The following is a 20,708-nucleotide window of genomic DNA, read 5'->3' as shown; positions in this document are numbered from 1 at the left end:
CTTTAGAGTTTAAACGGTATGTAGAGCGCCAGATCGGTCCAGAGATAGAGCACAACAACACTCAATAACATCAGAACTAGGAAGGGCAGGACCCCTTTGGAAACATCCGACAGGCTGGAGCGCGCGACAGATTGGATGACATAAAGATTGAGCCCCACCGGCGGCGTGATCAACGCACATTCGACCATCACCACCATGTAGACGCCGAACCAGATCGGATCAAAGCCCAGCGCCATCGCGGCCGGAAGCAGGACCGGCGTCATGATCAAGACCATGGAGAGCGCTTCGAAAACGAGCCCCATGATCAAAAGCACGACCGAGACCACCAGAATGAAGGCGAGCGGCGTGTCGATGTTCTGGCCGATAAACACCGATATTTCCTGCGGAATCCGGTAGAGCGTAATCGCCTTGCCGAAGACTTTGGCACCCGCGACAATCAGAAGGATCGCAACCGTGGTCACCATGCTCTCAAAGGCGGCTTCCTTGAGGCCTTGCCAGGTGAGGGTGCGCAGGTAAAGACCTGTGATCAACAACGCGACCGCAAAGCCGATAGCGGCTGCCTCTGTCGGGGTGGCGATCCCGGTGTAGATGACACCGATCACGACGCCAGCCAAAACCATCGAGGGCAGGGCGCGGATCGTGCTTTCTAGGCGTTCCCGGCCGCTGGCCGCGGGTTCCGGCGTATATCCGCCAAACCAGCGGGCGTAGATCATGGCAAAGGCGATGAAGAGCGCGACCAGCAACAAACCCGGGCCAATGCCAGCCAGAAACAGCGCGATCACCGATTGTTCGGTGACAAAGCCGTAGACGATCATCGGGATTGATGGCGGGATCAGAATGCCGAGCGTGCCGCCAGCTGCCAAAAGGCCGTAGACGAATTTCTTCTCATAACCCCGGCTGATCATTTCCGGGATCGCAACCGTGCCGATGGTGGCCGCTGTCGCGACCGATGAGCCGGAGATCGCCGCAAAGATTGCGCAAGAGACGATGGTCGCCACGGCCAATCCACCTGGCCAATGGCCAACCCAGGCATGCACAGCGGCGAAAAGATCCTTGCCGACACCGCCTTTCAGCAAAATGTTGGACATCAAGAGGAACAACGGTACTGCGAGCAGGATGAAACCATCGAGGGTCGACAGGATCGCCTGCGGCGCCATCAGCGGCGAGAAACCGCCGAGTAGAAGCAAGGCAAGTCCGAGACCGCCAAGTGTGAAGGCAACAGGCACACGGATGAGAAGCAGCGTGAAAAGAGCTGCGAGAATAAGGATCGTGGTCAATGTCCGGCTCCACTTAGAGAAACCGGTCCTTTGACCGCTTTTGTCAGCTCAATCACGGCCTGCAGAAACAAAAGTCCAAAACCGACGAGGATTGCGAGTTCCGACACCCAGGTCGGCAAGTCCAGCATCGAGCCGGTGGTCCGCCCGCGCTCAAAGGAATCGTAGAATATTCCGGCGCCTTTCCAGGCAACGATAGCGCTGAAGCCAGCGACGAAAATCATAGCAAGTCCCTGGCAAATGCGCTGTGCGCCGGGGCCGAGCTGGTTGGTTACGGCGTCGACGGCAATGTGCCGCCCAGCGCCGAGTAGCCAAGGCATCGCGATCATAGACCCCCAGATCAAACTGAGCTGAGACAATTCCGCTGCCCAGATCGTCGGCGCGACAAACAGGTAGCGAGCGGTGACCTCAAAGGTGAGCATGCCGCCGGCAAGAACAAACAAGAGCGCAGCAATCCAGGCGAGCGCCATCAGGAGGGTCGCATAGGCCTTCATGAGAAATCCCAGATAACGGGTTTGAAAAGGAAAGACTGGGCGGCAAATCGACCGCCCAGATAGTCAGCCAAATTCGTTTGCTTCTCAATTATCATCCCGGTTTGGCGCTCTGGTCCCAAGACCGAGATCCAGTACTCCGTGAGAGGAATTACCGGAGAAGATAACCACTTCAAGAGGTTACTGGATCCTACCTGCGCAGGGATGACAACACAGGGACCAATTTTAATCAGCCCCAGTCACCAAGAGTCTGGTCGGGACGAGCGCGACCAAACAACTAGAAGCATTCCCTAAAGCTTGCTGGCCGCATCCATGACTTGTTTGCCCAGATCCCCAGCCTTTTCGCCATAGGCGTCATAGACCGGCTGGCTGACGGCTTTCCAGGCAGAGATTTCTTCAGCAGATGGCTTGTAGACCGTCATACCGTTTTCTTCCGCGGCTGCATAAGCACCAGCTTCGATCTCAGAGACGCGGTCCCGGACATCGTTTTCTGCAGTTACGGCGGCGGCCTGAATGACAGACTTATGGGCGTCGGACAACCCGTTCCAGAAATCGGTGTTCACGACGACGATGAACTCAATGTCTGCATGGTTGGTGACGGTGATGGTGTCCATCACTTCCCAGAGCTTGCGGGATTTCACGCCGGAAACACCGGTCATGCCGATGTCGACCGTGCCGCGCTGATACGCAAGATACTGCTCGGAACCGGAAATCAGGGTCGGCGCGCCTCCTGCGGCGGTGACAAAATCACCCAGTGTTTTGCCGAAAACCCGGACCTTCTTGCCGTTCATATCTTCAGGGGTTTTGATCGGACCACCGTTCGACAGCATGATCGCACCGCCATAGGCCTGCCACCACAACACGGTTGATCCGGTGCCCTTGATGGCTTCATCCAGCGGTCCGCGTACGGAAGATCCCGGAGCAACAGCTGCGCGGACTTTGTCTTCACTGTCAAACAGGAACGGCTGATAGAAAATGTCGACGGCTGGGATGTCGCCCACATAACGGGTGAGGGACGCGACGCCCATTTCGATGGCGCCGGAGCCGACCGCAGCCGGAACTTCCTTGTCCTTATAAAGCTGCGCGGAATCGTAAATTTCGACCGCAATTTCACCGTTGGAGTTTTTCTCCACCTCTTCCTTGAACAGAACCAAGTTCTGGCCGAGGTGGCTTTTCAGCGGCAGCTGCAGCGATATCCGCAAGGTGGTGTCTGCGGCAAAAGATGACCCGGCGGTCAAACCAAGTGCCATCGCGGCTCCAAGAGCCCACGTAAATGCTTTCATATTTTCCTCCCATTGAAATTTCTTTTTGTTATTTGGAAGGAGTTTTGCAAACAGTTTTGTTGGGGTCAACTCACTGCAAGGCTATTCAAGTTGTACTTTTGACCCAAGTTTGTTGATTTTTTCTAATGTTTTAAGGCCTTTTAGCTTTACTCTGCTTTTGAACAGCTTTCGAAAGTTTCTTTAAAACTATAGATCAAACTCGATTAATCGAGAAAAAATACTGACATTTAACAATATACATATTGCTTTTACCGGACCTACGAGTATTTTGACTTATTTATTTAATTCTAAAAATTTAATGATTGGCCAGATATTCTTCAAGGATACTCCCCGCCTCAGTGATGTGTTTGGAAGTCAATCTCTCGGCTTCTTTCGCATCTCTCTGGTAGCAGGCCTGCAAAATTGCGTCATGTTCCTCAGCCGATTTTGGTTGATAGTCAAAATATTTCAGAGTGAAACGCAGATAGCGTTCAGCTAGATCGTGCAGACTTTGAATATGCGCCAACAAACGCGGCCGCTGGGCTGGAGCATAAAGAGTGCAATGAAATGCCTTGTTGAGCGCCCCATATTCGGCAATTCCGGCACCTTTGATGTCCCTTTCGATTTGCGCGGCTTTATCTATCTGAACGTTGGATAGATGCGGGACCGATAGGCGGATCGCGAGAGTTTCCGCTGCCTCCCGCATTTCGAAATTTTCTCTGAGTTCCGCCGCGCTGATCGGTGCAACGACAGCACCTTTGTTCGGCACCAGCTGAACCAGGCCTTCTACGCTCAAGGCGCGCAAAGCCTCGCGGATCGGCATCCGGCTTGCCTCAAATTGTTGCGCAAGTTCTTCCTGCCGCAGCGCACTTCCAGGCGCATAGGTCCCGGAAATGATGCCCTCCCGGATTTTGTTTTCAATGTCCTGCGCACGGTCGCCGCGTTTCAAGGGTGCTTGGCTCATTTGCCTCCTTTAGCAATCATCGGCTTGACACACAAATCCTATTCTGTCTATCAATTTCCATAATTGGATCCAATTTAAGATAAAGGATACTAACATGGTTTCACGGCTAGCCAATATTCCGGGTATCGGGGTCGACAGGATGGGAAACGCGGCGGACGCCATCGCAAATCCGGAAATGCTGCGCCTTGAAAATCTGGATACGGACATCGCTCCGCCAAAAGCAGCAATCGACGCCACAATCGCCGCCATCACACGAGACGATGCCAACAGCTATCTCCCGTTTCTCGGGACTCATGACCTGCGCCGGGCCGCAGCAGACCGGGTCTCAAAAACAACAGGTGTTGCTTATGATGCCGACAGCCAATGCATCGTGTCTGCCGGCGGTCTCTCCGGCGTTTTGAATTCTTTGCTGGCTCTGATTGAACCGGGCGATGAAGTGATTATCACTGATCCGGCCTATGCTGGTCTATTGAACAGGATCCATCTGTCCGGCGGCATCCCGAAGCTCATTCCGCTCACCGTTACGGATAACCGCTGGCGGCTCGACCTCAACGCGCTGGAGGATGCCATCAATCCGAAAGTCAAGGCGATCGTCACCATGAGCCCGTCGATGCCAAGCGGGATCGTTCATACGCGGGAAGAATGGCAGGCGATCGTGTCGGCAGCAGAAAATGCCGATGCCTGGATCGTACATAATGCGGCCATGGAGCGGATCCTGTTCACCGGCGAACCGGTTCTCCATCCGGCATCTTTTGATGGTATGGCCGAGCGCGTGATCACGGTCGGGTCTGTTTCAAAGGAATACCGGATGATCGGCTGGCGGGTCGGCTGGGTGGTGGGCCCCAAAAAAATCATGAACGACATCGGCCTTGTCAGTCTGACAAATGTAGTCTGCCAAGTCGGCATCGCCATGCCCGGTGCCGCCGCCGCCCTGACGACTGACGACGATGGCGTTGCGGCTGCAACCGCAGAATGGAGGGCCCGCCGGAACCATATCCTATCAGAAATGAAGGATCTTCCTGTGGTGATCCCCGATGGCGGTTGGTCGCTGCTGATCGATACGGTGGCTATGGGGCTAAAACCCGAAGACGCTTCGAAAAAACTGTTCGACGATAGCGCCATAGCTGCAACGCCCATGACCGACTGGGGTCAAGAAGACCGGGCCGGGCGTTATTTGAGATTTGTTTTTGCCAATGAACCAGTAGACCGGATGAGCGATCTGCGCGAACGCATCCGGAAAGCCTGGAAGGCCTGAAAACTTTCGGAACAGAACCACCGCCGGCGTGACCTTCCAGCGGTGGTCCGTGATGGGCGGGTCGACCACATTCTGCGGTCTAAGAAGGGCTACCCGCCCAAACGCTTAAGGCTGAACAGCCTCAAATTCTGCCGGATCCAGGAGATTGTCCTGATTGACGTCGGCAGTCTTGAAAACCTCTTCGGACATGTCCGGCATTACGACGGTGATTTCGTCAAAGCTTAGGAACCCATCCTGGTTGCTGTCCGCCTTTTGAAAGGAAATACCTTCCGCAAGAGCTGCAGAAGACACAGTCAGAGTGCCGATCAGAACGGCAGCTGCAAAAGTCTTGGACATAATTTGACCTCCAGTTTTGGTCGTGTGCCCCGTCGCTCCACCAGACCCCTATGGCCGGTGAACCGGAGCGGGAGAAACACTCGGTCCCAAACCAGACGGCGAAATGGCCGCGTAAAGGAAGTGTCAGGGCAATGTTGTGACCGACCTTTCCGTCTGGTCACTCCAAGGTCAAATTATTGTCAAAAATAGCGATATTTGCCTGGATTGCGGCGGCAACCTGATCAAGTATAATCGCGGGATCCGAATATCGCCGAGCCGACGCGTACATGGGTTGCCCCAAAGCCAACGGCGGTTTGATAGTCCGAGGACATGCCCATGGAGATCTGAGACAGGCCGTTCCGCGAAGCGATTTTTTCCAAAAGCGCAAAGTGTTCACCGGGCGCCTCATCGACCGGCGGAATGCACATCAAGCCCACAATCGACAGGCCTATGTTTTCCTTACAATCCTTTATGAAGGCGTCAACGTCTTTTGGCGCGATGCCGGCTTTTTGAGGCTCTTCGCCGGTATTGACCTGAATGAAACAGGGCAGATCGCGGCCTTGTTTGTCCATCTCTGTCCTGAGCGCCTTGCCGATTTTCGGCCGGTCTACTGTGTGAATGACATCAAAGGTCTGCACCGCTTCCTTGGCCTTGTTGGACTGAAGCGGTCCGATTAGGTGCAACTCAACACCGTCAAACTCCTCCCGCAAACCCGGCCATTTACTCATAGCCTCTTGCACCCGGTTCTCGCCAAATACCCGGTGGCCTGCAACCAGAGCCGGGCGGATCGCCTCTGCATCGAATGTCTTCGAAACAGCGATCAATGTCACAGAGCCGCTAGGACGACTGTGTTCGGTTTCCGCTGCCCGAATATCGTTCATGACATTGGCAAGGCGGTCCGTAGCAGTGTTCATAAAATACTCCCAGAAATCACGGTTGTGACAGTTTGATTTTCCATATGGCGGATACGCGGCTGGCGCAACTGTTTGAAAGCAAACAAAAGACCCTCACTGCGCATTAAGCGATCACAGAAAAAGACGCCTGGACTATGTTGCTGCATGATCGAGTTGATATCCTGATTTAGAACCCAGATATCAGCAAATTGCAGATGAAAGCTCACCTTGGCGAGAGCATTTCAGAGATATCTCACTCCTCACCGTTTCATCAGGTTCCGCGTCATATGCTCTTTAGTAAAGCCCATTCAGATGGAAAACACATGTACGACATTTGGGAGCTGCATTTTTGGTCCGACAAAATACATCGTTTCGGAGCATAAAGCGGATAAGAAACAGGACTGAGGATCAATAACCATAATTAAACTTGACAGTATTGATTACTCTGTTTGATCTCCAAAATTGTGGATTCACCGACTGTTCTTCAGTACCCTGCATATGAAGCAAAGTTGTAGGTGCTGTCATGAAGCTCCGGTTTTGGATATTTGCGTTGATTGCGCTGGTTTTGATCCAATCGGCTAACCCGGCTCGCGCAGAAACATTCACATTTGCTGTCGGTGAGTGGCCACCTTACGTCGGATCAGATGAGCCGCATTACGGGACACACGCGCGCACCATAACCAACGCCTTTGCCAGCGCAGGCCACATTGCTGAGTACAAATTCATGCCGTGGCGGCGAGCAATGAAAGTGGTTGAAGGTGGATCGGTCCCAGCGACGTTTCCCTGGGTCTATACTGAAGATCGGGCGAAGAGATTTTTTGTACCTGATCGGCCAATTACGACCAACAATTTCGTCATGTTCTACAGGAAAGACCGGTTTCCAGACGGATTGCCCGCCTTAACTTTCGACGAGATCCGGGAACGGGGTCTGACTGTGGTTGCAGTTCAGAACTATTGGTACGAAAAACCGCTTGAAGAGGCCAAAGTAACCGTCGAAACGGTGGTCACGGAAGCACAAGCCTGGACAATGCTCCAGTATGAGCGAGCCGACATATTCATCGACGGTGATGACGTAGGGATCATTCAAAAAGCGGAGTTTTTGGGAGATGCTGCCGAGGAAATAACCCATTCACCGCCAATTCATACGGTCCCGTTGTACATTCTGTTCAGTAAGACCCATCCACATGGCAAAAAAATGCTTGAGTTATGGGATGGCCAAATGCCTGAAGAGGATACCAAGTCCCAGGCGATCCAATAGGTTCACGCCCGTACCGCTCCGAGCCGCATCGTTTTCCCATCTTTTCAGCCGGAAACACCCGGATGCTCCCCACATGATGAAGATCTGGGACGATGGCATGACCAAGCTCAGTGATTCTGGATCAAATTCCGAAACACAATAGCTTTACGGGTCCGGCTGAGCGGATTAAACAGCTGGGTAGAAACAGTTCACTTTTGACATGTTGACCGCGGGCTTGAATTCTGGTGACTGTCCCGCAAGCACACATCTAGGATTTCCGCGATCTCCGGCGGCAAGAACAAACGGCACATTTGATGGCAACGGAACGGTACAACGCGCGCGAAGTTGAAGCGCGCTGGCAAAAAATCTGGAACGACAAGGACGTCTTTGTCACGCACAACGACGACCCCCGCGACAAATATTATGTGCTTGAAATGTTCCCGTATCCGTCTGGCCGGATTCATATGGGGCACGTCCGCAACTATGCGATGGGCGATGTCGTCGCGCGTTACAAACGGGCAAAGGGTTTCAACGTCCTGCATCCGATGGGTTGGGACGCGTTCGGCATGCCGGCGGAAAACGCAGCCATGCAGAACAAGGTCCACCCAAAAGATTGGACTTACGAAAACATCGCTGCCATGCGCGAACAGCTCAAGATCATGGGTCTGTCGCTTGATTGGAGCCGGGAATTCGCCACATGCGACGTGGCTTACTACGAACAGCAGCAACGGCTGTTTTTGAAATTCCTGGACGCCGATCTGGTTTACCGCAAGAACGCCAAGGTCAATTGGGACCCGGTCGACATGACTGTTTTGGCCAACGAGCAGGTGATTGACGGCCGCGGTTGGCGCTCCGGAGCTTTGGTCGAACAACGTGAGCTGACCCAGTGGTTCTTCAAGATCTCCGATTATTCGGAAGATCTGCTGGAGGCGATCGACACATTGGACCGCTGGCCGGACAAAGTCCGCCTGATGCAGAAGAACTGGATTGGCCGCTCCGAAGGCCTGCGGGTTCGGTTTGAATTCATTGAGGCCGCACCGACTGGTGATCAGACGCTGGAAATCTTCACAACACGCCCGGACACATTGTTCGGGGCGTCCTTCATGGGTCTGTCTCCCGATCATCCGATCTCGGTCAAACTGGCGGAAAATAATCCGGAGCTGAAAGACTTCATCGATGAGTGCCGACGTGTCGGAACTTCTGAAGAAGCAATTGAAAAGGCAGAGAAAAAAGGTATCGATACGGGCTTGCGGGTCAAACATCCGCTGGACGCCTCTATCGAGTTGCCTGTCTATGTAGCCAACTTTATCCTGATGGACTACGGCACCGGTGCCATCTTCGCATGTCCGGCACATGATCAGCGCGATCTGGACTTTGCTCGCAAATACAGCCTGCCGGTTACACCAGTTGTGCTGCCGAAGGACGCCGATCCTGAGACCTTCGACGTTGGTGATGAGGCCTATACAGACGACGGCACCATCTTCAATTCCGATTTCATGAACGGCATGTCCATTGCTGATGCAAAGAATGCTGTCGCTGAGAAATTGGAAGCGATCAGTGTCGACGGCACTCCGCAGGCTGAACGCCAGGTGAATTACCGTCTGCGGGACTGGGGCATTTCCCGTCAACGTTATTGGGGCTGCCCGATTCCTGTCATTCACTGTGACAGCTGTGGCGTGGTTCCGGAGAAAGATGAAAACCTGCCGGTTCAGCTGCCGGACGACATCAATTTCGACAAACCCGGCAATCCGCTTGACCGGCATCCGACCTGGCGCGACACCACTTGCCCGAACTGCGGCAAACCGGCAAAGCGCGAAACAGACACGATGGATACATTTGTTGACTCGTCCTGGTATTTCGCCCGTTTCACGGCTCCGGACTGCGATCAACCAACCGATCCGGATGCGGCCACTGGCTGGCTGCCGGTCGATCAATACATCGGCGGCATTGAGCACGCGATCCTGCACTTGCTGTATTCGCGTTTCTTCACCCGCGCCATGCAGAAAGTTGGTGCGCTGGATTTGAAGGAACCGTTCAAAGGTCTCTTCACGCAAGGCATGGTCACCCATGAAACTTACCGCCGCGGCGGTGATGGTGCAAACGGTGAATGGGTGTCACCGGCGGAGATCAAGATCGAAGAAATCGACGGCAAACGGACCGCCTCCATGCTGGACAGCGGCGACGCTGTTGCCATCGGCTCGATCGAAAAAATGTCGAAGTCGAAGAAGAACACCGTGGATCCGACCGACATTATCGACACCTACGGTGCAGACACCGCCCGCTGGTTCATGTTGTCTGATAGCCCGCCAGAGCGTGATGTCATCTGGACCGAAGACGGTGTTCAAGGCGCGTGGCGTTTTGTTCAGCGTGTCTGGCGCTTAATTGGCGAAATCACGGAAAAGACCGAGCCGCGCAGTTCGTCGGTCCCGGCAATGTCGGCAAAATCAGAAGATCTGCGCCGCGCGACCCACAAGACGCTGGCAGCGGTTTCCAATGATCTTGAAGGCCTCGGCTTTAATCGGGCGGTGGCCCGTCTCTATGAACTGGTCAACACCTTGAGCAAGGCGTTCAATGAAGGTCTTGAAGATAAAGGTAAGGAATATGCGGTTCGCGAAACCGTTGACTATCTGGTCCAGATGATGGCACCGATGATGCCGCACCTGGCGGAAGAGTGCTGGTCTGCGCTCGGCCATGACAATCTAATTTCCGAAGCCGCTTGGCCGGAAGCAGATCCGGCGCTTCTGGCTGAAGACACAGTTACTTATCCGATTCAGGTCAATGGCAAACGACGCGGTGAGCTGACTATTTCAAAAGAGGCTTCCAAAGAGGAGGTCGAAGCAGCTACCTTGTCTCAGGATTTCGTTCAGAAACTGCTGGACGGGAAGTCGCCGAAGAAGCTGATTGTGGTGCCGCAAAGGATCGTCAATGTCGTTGTTTGACCGGTTTATCAAATCGGACAGGGGTTTCAGGACCCTGGTTCTGGCAGGCTTGCTTGCATTCGGCTTTACCGCTGGCGGATGTCAAATCCGCCCGCTGTACGGTACCGCTGGAACCGCAGGAAGCGGCTCAGCGGTCGTCTCCGATGAGATGGCGGCAATTGACATTGCCTCCATCGGCACCGATGTGCCCGCCAGAACCCTTTACAATGAATTGACGTTCAATTTCGAACGCGGAACCAGTGCTCCTGCGAAAAAGTACCGGCTCGTTGTCTTAAAAGATACAAGCACGGCCTCAGTCGCGGTTGAACAGTTCTCCGACGTGCCTTCGGCCTATACGCTCACCATGAATGCGTCTTTTGTTCTGAGTGATCTAGCAACCGAGAAAACCCTGATGACCGGCCGGTCGTTCCAATCGGCTTCGTTCGACTTCTCCAACCAGCGCTTTGCCAACTTGCGGGCTTCACGGGATGCCGAAGAACGTGTCGCAAAGGCAGTCGCGGAAGACATCACGGCGCGGATTGCGGGTTATTTCGCAACCCATCAAGGCTCCTAACCTGAGAGGCAAAAGCCTGTGTCCACGCTAAAAGCCGCGGAGATTGACCGGTTTGTCGCCAATCCCCCGGACGCAGGCGGTGTTGTGCTGATTTTTGGGCCAGACACAGGTCTGGTTTCTGAGCGTGCCAGCCGTCTTGTGACAAAAGCGTCTGAAGGCGACAGCGATCCATTCAACCTGATCAAGATAGATGCCTCTGAGCTCAGTTCCGACAGCGACCGGCTGATCGACGAAGTGCTGACCGTGCCGTTGTTCGGCGGACGCCGGATAGTCTGGGTCAAGGATGCGAGCGGCAAAAACCTTGTTCCGTCCGTGGATCCAGTCTTGAAGCTCGACGATTGGCAAACGCTCGTTGTGCTGGAAGCTGGCGACATTAAAAAAGGGGTCGGCCTCAGAAAACTCATTGAACCGCACAGGCGCGCGGTCGCCCTGCCATGTTATTCCGACAATGACCGGGGCATTGACCATTTGATCGATGAAGAGACCCGGGAAGCCGGCCTAAGCATCTCGCGTGAAGCCCGCGCTGCCTTACACAGTCTTTTGGGCGGTGACCGCATGGCCAGCCGGGGTGAATTAAAAAAGCTCTGCCTTTATGCCATGCAAAAGGAACGCATCGACAGCGAAGATGTCGAAGCTATCATCGGCGATGCATCGGCATTTGAAACCTCCGAGTTGATCGACGCTGCCGCAGTTGGCGACTTGTCGACCCTAGACCATGGCCTGGAGCGTTTGACCGACGCCGGATCCAAAGCCTCTGTAATCGCTAATCAAGCGCTGAAACATTTTCAAAATCTGCACCGGATGCGAATCGAAATTGATAACGGAAGAAGCGCTCAGCAAGTAGTCGACAGTCAACGCCCACCGATCTTCTTCAGCCGTAAACCGAAATTCACCCAACAGCTGCGCATCTGGACCCTAAAGGATCTGGAAAGGGCGATGGAGATCTTGAGCGAAGCAACTCGCATTTCCCGCCTCAACGACAATCTCGGTGTCCCGGTTCTCTCCGAAGCGCTTCTGACCGTTGGTCGGGCCGCCCGCGTCCGCAGCCAGCGCCGATAGCCACGAACCAATGTGCAGCGGTTTGCCATAACGCGTTGCTTATCTGAGAAAAACTGTTATTCAGAGAATCCGGCTTCACAGAAGGAACCTCAGATGCCGGATCTCTCCACACTCATCGTTTTTACCACCGCCTGCCTAGTCCTGACCGCGACCCCAGGACCGGATATGCTTCTCATCGCCTCCAGAAGCGTCACACAGGGCCGGTCATCGGGTTTCCTAACCTATGCCGGCATTGCAGTCGGAAGTTACTGTCACGCGCTTGCAGCGGGCCTTGGCCTGTCGCAGCTTTTCCTTGCTGTTCCAGTGGCCTATGAGGTGGTTCGCTGGGCAGGTGCCGGGTACTTGTTAGTTCTCGCCTGGAAGGCCGTCACAAGCCCACCTGCAACGTTTAAACTTGAGACCGGCACCAACACCCGTACCGAACATAGGCGGATCTTCCTGCAAGGCTTTCTGACCAACATACTGAATCCGAAGATGGCGCTCTTCATGCTCGCCCTCTTCCCGCAGTTTCTCCACATGGAAGCTGGACCGGTTCTTTTACAAGTTCTTGTCTTGGCAACAGTCTTGAATGCAACGGGGCTTATCGTGAATGGAACTGTGGTTCTTTTTAGCCATGGTCTGCGCCAGCATTTCGGCCGCCAGACCCGGTTCAAAAAACTCGGCCAGTATCTTCTGGCATCGGTCTTTGCCGGACTGGCCGTCCGCGTGGCTTTGTCGGAAAGGAATTGATCCTACCCAGGTTCGTCTTTGCCAAACCGCAATGCCGATGGGACAGAAAAGTTGAGGCTCAAGAGACCTATCCAAAACTGGCTGTAAGGCGCACGATCCGGATTGGAGGCAACCCCTCCCTTCCGGGAAAAATACCTTCACTGACCTCGCCGAAACCCCATTTTTTGTAAAACGGCACCGCGTTCAAGGTCGCCTCTATTACGATGGTCTTTTTGTTACCTGATCGGGCGTCATCCAGCGCCCGTTCCATCAGGCTGGCGCCAATGCCCAAACCAACAAAATTGGCGTCCACAAACAGCCGCTTAACCTCACCGGGCTCCCCTTGAGAAAACCCAACTGGCCGGTATCCGGCCTCAGCCAGCCACACCAGGCCCTGCACACAATCAGGCTGATAATCTTCCACCTTGCGCCCCTCCATCCAGGTATCAATAACTTCCTGCGAATAAGGAACGGGTGCCAACCGACGAACAGACGCCGTCACGAGATCAAAAACCGCCTGTGTGTCGTCAGCCGTTGACCGGCGATAGGAAATGCGTTGGGTCTTCATTTTTCTGTCGTCCCCACGAACAAATTGCCAAAAAAGCTGTCAGCATGATCAGCCAAATAAAAAAGCCCTGCGGCTTCGCCACAGGGCATCAACGTTTCAAATCTTAGGAAATTTACCGGACTTCAACACCAAGTTTTTTGCAGATCTCATCGAGCTGTTCGAGCGAGGTGTATTTGATTTTCAAGTCACCCGTTTCTTTGCCTGGCTTGTGACCAACGGTGACCTTCAAACCCAGCGTATCTGTGAGCCGTTTTTCCAATGCCTTGGTATCGGCATCCTTTTGCGGCTTTTCGGTCGGCGCCTTATCCCCTTTGAGTTTGGCAAGGGCATCCGGATCTTGGGCGAGCTTTTCCGCATCGCGCACTGTCAGACCTTTCTCGACAATCAGTTCGGCCAAGGCCGCCGGATCTTCAACGGTGATCAGCGCGCGGGCGTGACCGGCGGTCAACAAACCTTCGGCCAGATAATCCTTTACCGAATTCGGCAGCTTCAAAAGCCGCATAGTGTTGGCGACATGGCTGCGGCTCTTGCCAATCACCTTGGCAAGTTCGCCCTGGCTATAACTGAACTCCGCGGTCAGCTGTTCATAACCCATCGCTTCTTCGATCGGATTAAGATCCGCCCGCTGAACATTCTCAATGATTGCCAGCTCGAGAGCTTCCTGATCGGTTACATCGCGGATGATGATCGGTGCTTCGTGAAGCCCTGCCCGCTGAGCAGCCCGCCAACGACGCTCGCCGGCAATGATCTCAAACCGGTTGGTTTTACCGGCAGCAGGACGCACCAGGATCGGCTGCACAATGCCCTTGGCCTTGAGCGATTCAGCAAGGTCTGCCAGATCTTTTTCAGTGAAGGTTTTGCGCGGGTTGCGTGGATTGGGTTCCAGGTGCTCGATCGGAACCTTGCGGCTGTCACGGGTAACTTTTTCCGGTGCTGCGGCCGCTTCCGGCGCAGAATCGCCAATCAGGGCCGCAAGTCCCCGGCCCAAACGTTTGTTTTTGACGTCCTTATCCGCCATACCGCACCTTTTTCTTTTTATTTCAATAAGTTAAGAAGGATCGATCCAATATGGTGGCCTGACCAGTCCTTCTTAAACGTCAATTCGGACCCGATTCGGTTTGGGTCACGCTGCGACGCTGCGCAGCTCCCGCTCACGCTGAATGATTTCAGAGGCGAGCCGTAAATACGCCTGGCTGCCGGCGCATTTGAGATCGTAGAGCAAGGCTGGTTTGCCGTAGGATGGCGCTTCTGAGATACGAACGTTCCGCGGAATGACCGTCTCATAGACAGCGTCGCCCATGGTCTCGCGGACATCTGCGACAACCTGGCTGGAGAGATTGTTCCGGCTGTCGTACATGGTCAGAACAATGCCATGAATGCTGAGTTCGGAATTGAGCGCGGACTTGACCTGCTCCACCGTGCTGAGCAGCTGGCTCAGACCTTCCAAGGCAAAGAACTCACATTGCAGCGGCACCAATATGGAGTGCGACGCGGACAGAGCATTAATGGTCAAAAGGTTCAAGGACGGCGGGCAATCGACCAGAACGTATGTGAAGCCGATTTCCTTGAACAGGCGCGAATGAATCAGATTCTCGATTGCGTTGCGCAGCCGGAACGCCCGGTCACTGGTCGACGCGATTTCAAGTTCCAGGCCCAAGAGGTCCATGGTCGACGGCGCGACCCACAGCCGCTGCACGGCGGTTTCGCGGATGGCTTCATCCATCGAGCAATCACCGCTCAAAATTTCATAAGTCGACAGACCACGATCCCGGTGCTCAATGCCGAGACCGGTTGAAGCGTTACCCTGGGGATCAAGATCGATCACCAGAACTTTTTCCCCGATCGCTGCCAAGGCAGTTCCGAGGTTGATGGCAGTGGTGGTTTTCCCAACCCCGCCCTTCTGATTTGCAAGCGCGAGAACGCGCGGCATATCGGGAAGCAAGCTCATTACCACGACACCTTCCTGGCTACTTTGGCCGGGCTGAAAGATTTGAAAAGACGAGCATCCGGCTTAAAGGATCAACAAGACTTTCCTTTTCTACCAGATCAAACTGCCAAGAGTCAGCGGCTTCATCAAGTTCGCGCTGGAAATCCTGACCTTTGTGGAAAACAGCCTTTGCCCCTTGTTTGGTGAAGGGCTCGGCAAGCTCAAACAAAAGCTCTAGCGAAGCCAAGGCCCGTGCCGAAACCGCATCAACCGGACCATGGCGCCAATCTTTCGCAACCGATTCGATCCGGCCCGGGTGAACGGTGCCTTTCGATCCGGTCTCACGGAGAGCTGTTCGAAGGAAGGCAGCCTTGCGCTGATTGCTCTCAATCATATGGACATGGGCGTCTGGTTCATCCGCCAGAAGGATCGCCGTCACGATTCCTGGAAAACCGCCACCGCTGCCGATATCCACCCAGGTACGCGCCTCTGGATAACTCCACTGAGTCTGCAGACTGTCTGAGACATGACGGCTCCAGATATCTGGAATTGTCGAGGGTGCAATGAGGTTTTTTGCGGGTTGCCACTTCAAAACCAGATCCACATAGATCTGGAGACGCTCCAACGTTTCACGTGAAACATCCCCAAACTTATGCACAACATCTCCAGAACTGTTCAACACCACCGGGCGCGCCATTAAGCGGCCCCCTTCTGGCTTTGACGCTTTAGATGCGAGAGAATCAATGTCAGGGCTGCTGGGGTCATACCGTCCATACGCGATGCCTGACCAAGGGTCGCTGGGCGAATGTCAGCGAGCTTCTGTTTGACTTCATTGGAAAGACCAATGATCGCTTCGTAATCGAAACTATCTGGAATGGACAAGGCTTCGTCCCGCTTCAAGGCTTCAATGTCGGCCAGCTGCCGTTCCAGATAAACCGCATAAAGCGCATCAGTGGTCACCTGCTCAACAATTGCTGGATCAATCTCACTAAGCTCCGGCCACACGCCGAGCAGACCGTCAAAGGTCACATTGGGATAGGACAACAGATCGAAGGCGGACCGCCGAACCCCATCCTGATTGACCGGCAGACCTTTTTTCGTCGCCTCATTCGGTGTGACCGTCAGGCTTTTCAACAACCCGCGAGCCGCCTCGATCCGAGCCATCTTTTCACTATAAGCAGTACGACGTTCCTCGGATACACAGCCGATTTCCAGGCCAACTGGCGTCAGACGTTGATCGGCATTGTCCGCCCTGAGTGACAGCCGATACTCGGCTCGGGAAGTGAACATCCGGTATGGCTCGGTGATGCCCCGTGTGATGAGATCATCCACCATCACTCCGATATACCCTTGCGACCGGTCAACAACAAAAGGTGCCTTGCCTGCTACCTTCAAGACCGCATTGAGACCCGCGACCAAGCCCTGCGCACCGGCCTCTTCATATCCCGTAGTACCGTTGATCTGGCCAGCGAGATACAGCCCCGGGCACCGTTTAGCCTCCAGCGTTGGCCGCAATTCCCGCGGATCGACATGGTCATATTCAATGGCATAACCCGGCTGGATCACTTCTACATCTTCCAGACCTGGAATGGTGCGAAGGAAAGCGATCTGGGCATCTTCCGGCAGCGATGTAGAAATACCGTTCGGATAGACAGTGTGATCATCCAGACCTTCCGGCTCCAGGAAAATCTGATGCCCATCCCGGTCACCAAAGCGGACAATCTTGTCCTCGATCGACGGACAGTACCGCGGCCCCCGCCCCTTGATCTCACCAGAGTACATGGCCGACCGGTCCAGATTATCCCGGATGATCTGATGGGTTTCCGGTGTGGTCCGGGTGATATGACACGGGATTTGCGGCGTGCTGATCTTATCGGTCAACGTGGAAAACGGGATCGGATCCTCATCACCCGGCTGTTCATCCAGACGATCCCAATGGATCGTCCGGCCATCAAGCCGTGCTGGTGTACCTGTTTTTAAACGACCGAGGTCAAAGCCGATCTCTTCCAAGGACTGCGATAGGCCCATTGCCGGGGCTTCACCAGACCGGCCTGCCGGGATTTTCTTGTCGCCGATATGAATGAGACCACGCAGAAACGTGCCGCTGGTTAGAACCACCGCACCACAATCAATCACCTGACCTGAGCCAAGCACCACGCCGGTTACCGATTTGCCACCATCGTCCTCGGAGAACCGAAGCCGGTCCGCCTCACCTTCAACAACCGTGAGGTTTTCAATCGCTGAGATCTCGCGCTGCATCGCCTCGCGGTAGAGTTTACGGTCGGCCTGCGCCCGCGGGCCACGAACCGCCGGACCCTTGCGCCGATTGAGCATGCGGAACTGAATACCGCCCTGATCAGCTACCCGGCCCATCAATCCATCCAGCGCATCGATTTCCCGGACCAAGTGCCCCTTCCCCAAACCACCGATAGCCGGGTTACAAGACATCACTCCGATCGTCTCGAACTTGTGGGTCACCAACGCCGTGCGCGCACCCATCCGGGCAGAGGCAGCCGCAGCTTCACAGCCCGCATGGCCACCGCCAATCACCACCACATCAAACGACAGAACCTGATCGTTCATAGTCTCACCGCTTGTCCGGTCGCAGCCCCGCCGCGCAGCCGGCAATTCAAATGTTCAATTTCGGGATCTTATCCGGATCATTGCCGGAGATTTCAACACAGCTCATAGCCGGTTCAGTTGCGGTCTTTATACGCCGGACCGGGCCGTAAGGTCAAAAGGGTTTTCCCGCCTGGGAGCCAGCCATGCAATCAAAAACACTCTAACGGCTTACTCATGGCATCGGCGGATTCACGTGAAACATGTTCCGGTTCTGAATCGATCCTCAGAATCCCTGAAATGATTCACGTGAAACAATCTATTTGCCGATACAAAAGTCCCGGAAGATCACATCCAAAAGATCTTCAACATCAATCCGTCCAGTGATCCGTCCAAGGCTGTCCGCGGCACGGCGCAGATCTTCGGCTCTGAGTTCTGTCGGCAAATGGTCCGCTATCACGGCCTGAAGCAGACCAGACAGGCAATCATTGAGATAATGCCGATGCCGGGCCCGCGTCGCCAATGGGGCTTCCCCAAGCGAGATTGTTTCCTCTGCAAAACGGGTAAGGCCATTAAACAGGGCTTTCATCCCCTCTTCAGATTTACTGGATGCAGGAATTTGCTGGATTGTTCCGGAAGAGTCTTGTTCCGGAAGAGTCTCAAGATCTGCCTTTGTCCGCACCGTCCAGACCGGAACCGACTCGGTTACATCAGCTGGTAGTCCAGCAACCTCGGCCTCTACACCGCCCGGCTCGACAGCCCACAGAATCAAATCCGCCTGACGGCCCCGTTCTTCGGCACGGCGGATCCCTTCCCGCTCAACGAGCCCATCTGTTTCGCGTAAGCCCGCAGTATCAACCAACGTGACCGGATACCCGCCAAGGTCCAGATGAACCTCAATCACATCCCGCGTGGTTCCGGCTTCTTCGGTGACAATAGCCACATCCCGTCCGGCTATAGCGTTCAACAGGCTTGATTTGCCAGCATTGGGAGCACCCATCAAAACCACTTGCAGGCCAGACCGCAGCCGCTCGCCGCTCTTTGATTTTTCCAGGTGTTCTGAAATTTCTAAACGAAGCTGCTCGGCTTCCTTCCAGACTTCATCGGCGACACTGCCGGGCACATCTTCTTCATCTGCGAAATCGAAATCCGCTTCAATCATCGCCCGCATGTGAATGAGCCGCTTGCGCCAATCTTCGTAGAGTGACCCGAGCGCTCCACCCATCTGCCGGACAGCTTGTTTGCGTTGGCTCTCCGTTTCCGCTGCAATCAGATCCGCCAAGCCTTCCACTTCGGTAAGATCCATTCGGCCGCGATCAAACGCCCTTCTGGTGAACTCTCCTGGCTCCGCTGGCCTGCAGTTCGCAAACCCGCCAAGCACACGTAACAGGGCCGCCACAACAGCGCGCCCACCATGACATTGGAACTCGGCGACATCTTCTCCGGTGAAACTCGCCGGACCTTCAAAATAGAGAACCAGAGCTTCATCCAGGATATCCCCTATCTCTGGATCTTTGAGTTTGGAAAGATGGGTCTTTCGAGGTACTGGCAATGCCCCGCATATAGCTTCAACAATGGTTTTGACTTCCGGGCCGGAGATCCGGATAACCGCCACTCCAGATGGGACGGCGCCGCTGGACAGTGCATAGATTGTCTCTGCCATTAAGTCTTTCCAAGTTCAAAGCGGTTTCTGCCCCGCCTCTTTATCAAGAAGCCGAATGGTTCGAAAGCTGGGAATAGTCGGGAATTTGTGTCTTTGCAGACAACGAGAGATTTTCCCAAACACCCACGGAGACCGTTGCAAAACCGAATCGGAATCTGCGCTATTGCATCAAACTGAATGCATTGTTTCACGTGAATCAAACACGCCGGTGTTGGAGACCCCCCTCCGGCTCTATATGATCATCGGTCCAACATATGAGTTCTGAATCGAAGTATTTGATGAGATTAGTCCGTATCCGATTCAATTCGGATTCACGTGAAACAAGTTGGCAATTTGTCCCTATCAACCTGACCGCTTGTACGAAACTCTTCCGAGAAATGTTTCACGTGAATCTACCGGACTTCCAGGGCTAAATCTAATCGGCTTTCAGCATTCTCCAGGACACCGCCCAGCTTTTCTGATCCAACCTGTAGAGAACATGCGGCGCCAGCGCATGATCTGCCTCCAGCATAGGATGCAGGAAATCATCATCCTTGGATCGGGACATACCTATCCGCGCCATCACTTTTTGTGACGGCAGATTGGTTTTGGAGGTGAACGAGACAATCTCCTTAAGCCTGATGGTTTCAAAACCGAATCGAAGCCAGGCCCTGGCAGCCTCACTGGCGTAACCCTTTCCCCAGGCCGAGCGCTTCAGCCGCCAACCAATTTCGACACACGGATCAAACGGCAAAGGCTTCTCATAGACCGGAATGCTTAAGCCCACAAAACCTAGAAACTCACCATCGGCTTTTGTCTCGACAGGACCAAAACAAAACCCTTCCCTTTCCTGTTTCGCTTTAGCCCGGTCAATTAGGGCCGCGGTAGTTGCTCTTGTCAGTGGTTCTGGAAAATACCGCATCACCTCCGGATCAGCACACATCTCGGCAAAGGGATCCAAATCCTTGTCTTGCCAAGCACGGCAGATCAGGCGGTCGGTTTCTAGAAAGATTTCAGGCGTCATAATTCGGATCCGAATCAAATTTGGATTCACGTGAAACA

Annotated in this window: 19 protein-coding genes; 6 read left to right on the top strand and 13 right to left on the bottom strand. The window is 54.3% G+C overall.

All coding sequences use genetic code 11. From position 1 onward, the window contains the following. Positions 1-2: 2 nt before the first annotated feature. The 4 genes from ACOOFE_RS26810 to ACOOFE_RS26795 all read right to left on the bottom strand — a co-directional run bounded on the left by ACOOFE_RS26810 (position 3) and on the right by ACOOFE_RS26795 (position 3,991). Positions 3-1,277 carry a TRAP transporter large permease gene (locus tag ACOOFE_RS26810; RefSeq protein WP_141184272.1) on the bottom strand — a complete coding sequence of 425 codons (1,275 nt, stop codon included), beginning with the start codon at positions 1,275-1,277 and terminating at the stop codon, positions 3-5. Beyond that, complete coding sequence (locus ACOOFE_RS26805) at positions 1,274-1,768, bottom strand: TRAP transporter small permease (protein ID WP_420412839.1); 495 nt, start codon at positions 1,766-1,768, stop codon at positions 1,274-1,276. Before ACOOFE_RS26805 ends, ACOOFE_RS26810 begins: the two co-directional genes overlap by 4 nt. A 287-nt stretch (positions 1,769-2,055) precedes the next feature. After that, positions 2,056-3,048, bottom strand: a complete 993-nt coding sequence (gene dctP / locus ACOOFE_RS26800) for a TRAP transporter substrate-binding protein DctP (RefSeq protein ID WP_420412838.1) — start codon at positions 3,046-3,048, stop codon at positions 2,056-2,058. 295 nt (positions 3,049-3,343) lie between these two features. Continuing rightward, entirely contained in the window at positions 3,344-3,991 is a 648-nt protein-coding gene (locus tag ACOOFE_RS26795) for a GntR family transcriptional regulator (RefSeq protein WP_420412837.1), read from the bottom strand. A gap of 94 nt (positions 3,992-4,085) precedes the next feature. Here ACOOFE_RS26795 and ACOOFE_RS26790 point away from each other — a divergent pair, with 94 nt between their 5' ends. Then, complete coding sequence (locus ACOOFE_RS26790) at positions 4,086-5,246, top strand: pyridoxal phosphate-dependent aminotransferase (protein ID WP_420412836.1); 1,161 nt, start codon at positions 4,086-4,088, stop codon at positions 5,244-5,246. Positions 5,247-5,351: 105 nt separating this feature from the next. Here ACOOFE_RS26790 and ACOOFE_RS26785 read toward each other — a convergent pair whose 3' ends face one another. Beyond that, complete coding sequence (locus ACOOFE_RS26785; RefSeq protein WP_420412835.1) at positions 5,352-5,582, bottom strand: hypothetical protein; 231 nt, start codon at positions 5,580-5,582, stop codon at positions 5,352-5,354. A gap of 221 nt (positions 5,583-5,803) precedes the next feature. Further along, the gene (locus tag ACOOFE_RS26780) at positions 5,804-6,475 is read right to left on the bottom strand and encodes a YggS family pyridoxal phosphate-dependent enzyme (RefSeq protein ID WP_420412834.1); all 672 of its coding nucleotides are present in this window, start codon (positions 6,473-6,475) and stop codon (positions 5,804-5,806) included. 502 nt (positions 6,476-6,977) lie between these two features. Here ACOOFE_RS26780 and ACOOFE_RS26775 point away from each other — a divergent pair. The 5 genes from ACOOFE_RS26775 (at position 6,978) to ACOOFE_RS26755 (ending at position 12,971) form a co-directional block, all read left to right on the top strand. Then, positions 6,978-7,712, top strand: coding sequence for a substrate-binding periplasmic protein (locus ACOOFE_RS26775; RefSeq protein ID WP_420412833.1), 735 nt, complete (start codon positions 6,978-6,980; stop codon positions 7,710-7,712). 293 nt (positions 7,713-8,005) lie between these two features. After that, a complete protein-coding gene (gene leuS / locus ACOOFE_RS26770) occupies positions 8,006-10,630 on the top strand; it encodes a leucine--tRNA ligase (protein WP_420412832.1) in 2,625 nt (874 codons plus the stop codon). Further along, entirely contained in the window at positions 10,617-11,183 is a 567-nt protein-coding gene (gene lptE / locus ACOOFE_RS26765) for an LPS assembly lipoprotein LptE (protein ID WP_420412831.1), read from the top strand. Before leuS ends, lptE begins: the two co-directional genes overlap by 14 nt. An 18-nt stretch (positions 11,184-11,201) precedes the next feature. Further along, on the top strand, positions 11,202-12,242 hold the full coding sequence (gene holA, locus ACOOFE_RS26760) for a DNA polymerase III subunit delta (RefSeq protein WP_420412830.1): 1,041 nt from the start codon (positions 11,202-11,204) through the stop codon (positions 12,240-12,242). Positions 12,243-12,335: 93 nt separating this feature from the next. Next, a complete protein-coding gene (locus ACOOFE_RS26755) occupies positions 12,336-12,971 on the top strand; it encodes a LysE family translocator (protein ID WP_420412829.1) in 636 nt (211 codons plus the stop codon). Between the two features lie 67 nt (positions 12,972-13,038). Here ACOOFE_RS26755 and ACOOFE_RS26750 read toward each other — a convergent pair whose 3' ends face one another. The 7 genes from ACOOFE_RS26750 to ACOOFE_RS26720 all read right to left on the bottom strand — a co-directional run bounded on the left by ACOOFE_RS26750 (position 13,039) and on the right by ACOOFE_RS26720 (position 20,670). After that, complete coding sequence (locus ACOOFE_RS26750; protein WP_420412828.1) at positions 13,039-13,518, bottom strand: GNAT family N-acetyltransferase; 480 nt, start codon at positions 13,516-13,518, stop codon at positions 13,039-13,041. Positions 13,519-13,630: 112 nt separating this feature from the next. Further along, complete coding sequence (locus ACOOFE_RS26745; protein WP_420412827.1) at positions 13,631-14,536, bottom strand: ParB/RepB/Spo0J family partition protein; 906 nt, start codon at positions 14,534-14,536, stop codon at positions 13,631-13,633. Between the two features lie 105 nt (positions 14,537-14,641). Next, entirely contained in the window at positions 14,642-15,466 is an 825-nt protein-coding gene (locus ACOOFE_RS26740; protein ID WP_420412826.1) for a ParA family protein, read from the bottom strand. A gap of 19 nt (positions 15,467-15,485) precedes the next feature. Next, positions 15,486-16,142, bottom strand: coding sequence for a 16S rRNA (guanine(527)-N(7))-methyltransferase RsmG (rsmG, locus tag ACOOFE_RS26735; RefSeq protein ID WP_420412825.1), 657 nt, complete (start codon positions 16,140-16,142; stop codon positions 15,486-15,488). Beyond that, on the bottom strand, positions 16,142-18,028 hold the full coding sequence (mnmG, locus tag ACOOFE_RS26730; RefSeq protein WP_420412824.1) for a tRNA uridine-5-carboxymethylaminomethyl(34) synthesis enzyme MnmG: 1,887 nt from the start codon (positions 18,026-18,028) through the stop codon (positions 16,142-16,144). The genes rsmG and mnmG overlap by 1 nt, the downstream gene beginning before the upstream one ends. 295 nt (positions 18,029-18,323) lie before the next feature. Beyond that, entirely contained in the window at positions 18,324-19,667 is a 1,344-nt protein-coding gene (mnmE, locus tag ACOOFE_RS26725; RefSeq protein WP_420412823.1) for a tRNA uridine-5-carboxymethylaminomethyl(34) synthesis GTPase MnmE, read from the bottom strand. Positions 19,668-20,082: 415 nt separating this feature from the next. Continuing rightward, complete coding sequence (locus ACOOFE_RS26720; protein WP_420412822.1) at positions 20,083-20,670, bottom strand: GNAT family N-acetyltransferase; 588 nt, start codon at positions 20,668-20,670, stop codon at positions 20,083-20,085. Between the last annotated feature and the right edge of the window lie 38 nt (positions 20,671-20,708).

It is taken from the genome of Roseibium sp. (assembly GCF_965216085.1).
GTDB lineage: Bacteria > Pseudomonadota > Alphaproteobacteria > Rhizobiales > Stappiaceae > Roseibium.
Note: the sequence above shows the minus strand (reverse complement) of the source record. Positions and strands in the feature narration are given on the sequence as shown.

Bases quoted from the DNA above. Each gene is read 5' to 3' on its own strand.
- ACOOFE_RS26775 (WP_420412833.1), top strand. From the start codon at position 6,978: ATGAAGCTCCGGTTTTGGATATTTGCGTTGATTGCGCTGGTTTTGATC.
- mnmE (WP_420412823.1), bottom strand. From the start codon at position 19,667: ATGGCAGAGACAATCTATGCACTGTCCAGCGGCGCCGTCCCATCTGGA.
- rsmG (WP_420412825.1), bottom strand. From the start codon at position 16,142: ATGGCGCGCCCGGTGGTGTTGAACAGTTCTGGAGATGTTGTGCATAAG.
- ACOOFE_RS26785 (WP_420412835.1), bottom strand. From the start codon at position 5,582: ATGTCCAAGACTTTTGCAGCTGCCGTTCTGATCGGCACTCTGACTGTG.
- ACOOFE_RS26755 (WP_420412829.1), top strand. From the start codon at position 12,336: ATGCCGGATCTCTCCACACTCATCGTTTTTACCACCGCCTGCCTAGTC.
- ACOOFE_RS26720 (WP_420412822.1), bottom strand. From the start codon at position 20,670: ATGACGCCTGAAATCTTTCTAGAAACCGACCGCCTGATCTGCCGTGCT.
- leuS (WP_420412832.1), top strand. From the start codon at position 8,006: ATGGCAACGGAACGGTACAACGCGCGCGAAGTTGAAGCGCGCTGGCAA.
- ACOOFE_RS26750 (WP_420412828.1), bottom strand. From the start codon at position 13,518: ATGAAGACCCAACGCATTTCCTATCGCCGGTCAACGGCTGACGACACA.
- dctP (WP_420412838.1), bottom strand. From the start codon at position 3,048: ATGAAAGCATTTACGTGGGCTCTTGGAGCCGCGATGGCACTTGGTTTG.
- ACOOFE_RS26780 (WP_420412834.1), bottom strand. From the start codon at position 6,475: ATGAACACTGCTACGGACCGCCTTGCCAATGTCATGAACGATATTCGG.
- ACOOFE_RS26790 (WP_420412836.1), top strand. From the start codon at position 4,086: ATGGTTTCACGGCTAGCCAATATTCCGGGTATCGGGGTCGACAGGATG.
- ACOOFE_RS26795 (WP_420412837.1), bottom strand. From the start codon at position 3,991: ATGAGCCAAGCACCCTTGAAACGCGGCGACCGTGCGCAGGACATTGAA.
- ACOOFE_RS26745 (WP_420412827.1), bottom strand. From the start codon at position 14,536: ATGGCGGATAAGGACGTCAAAAACAAACGTTTGGGCCGGGGACTTGCG.
- ACOOFE_RS26740 (WP_420412826.1), bottom strand. From the start codon at position 15,466: ATGAGCTTGCTTCCCGATATGCCGCGCGTTCTCGCGCTTGCAAATCAG.
- lptE (WP_420412831.1), top strand. From the start codon at position 10,617: ATGTCGTTGTTTGACCGGTTTATCAAATCGGACAGGGGTTTCAGGACC.
- mnmG (WP_420412824.1), bottom strand. From the start codon at position 18,028: ATGAACGATCAGGTTCTGTCGTTTGATGTGGTGGTGATTGGCGGTGGC.
- ACOOFE_RS26805 (WP_420412839.1), bottom strand. From the start codon at position 1,768: ATGAAGGCCTATGCGACCCTCCTGATGGCGCTCGCCTGGATTGCTGCG.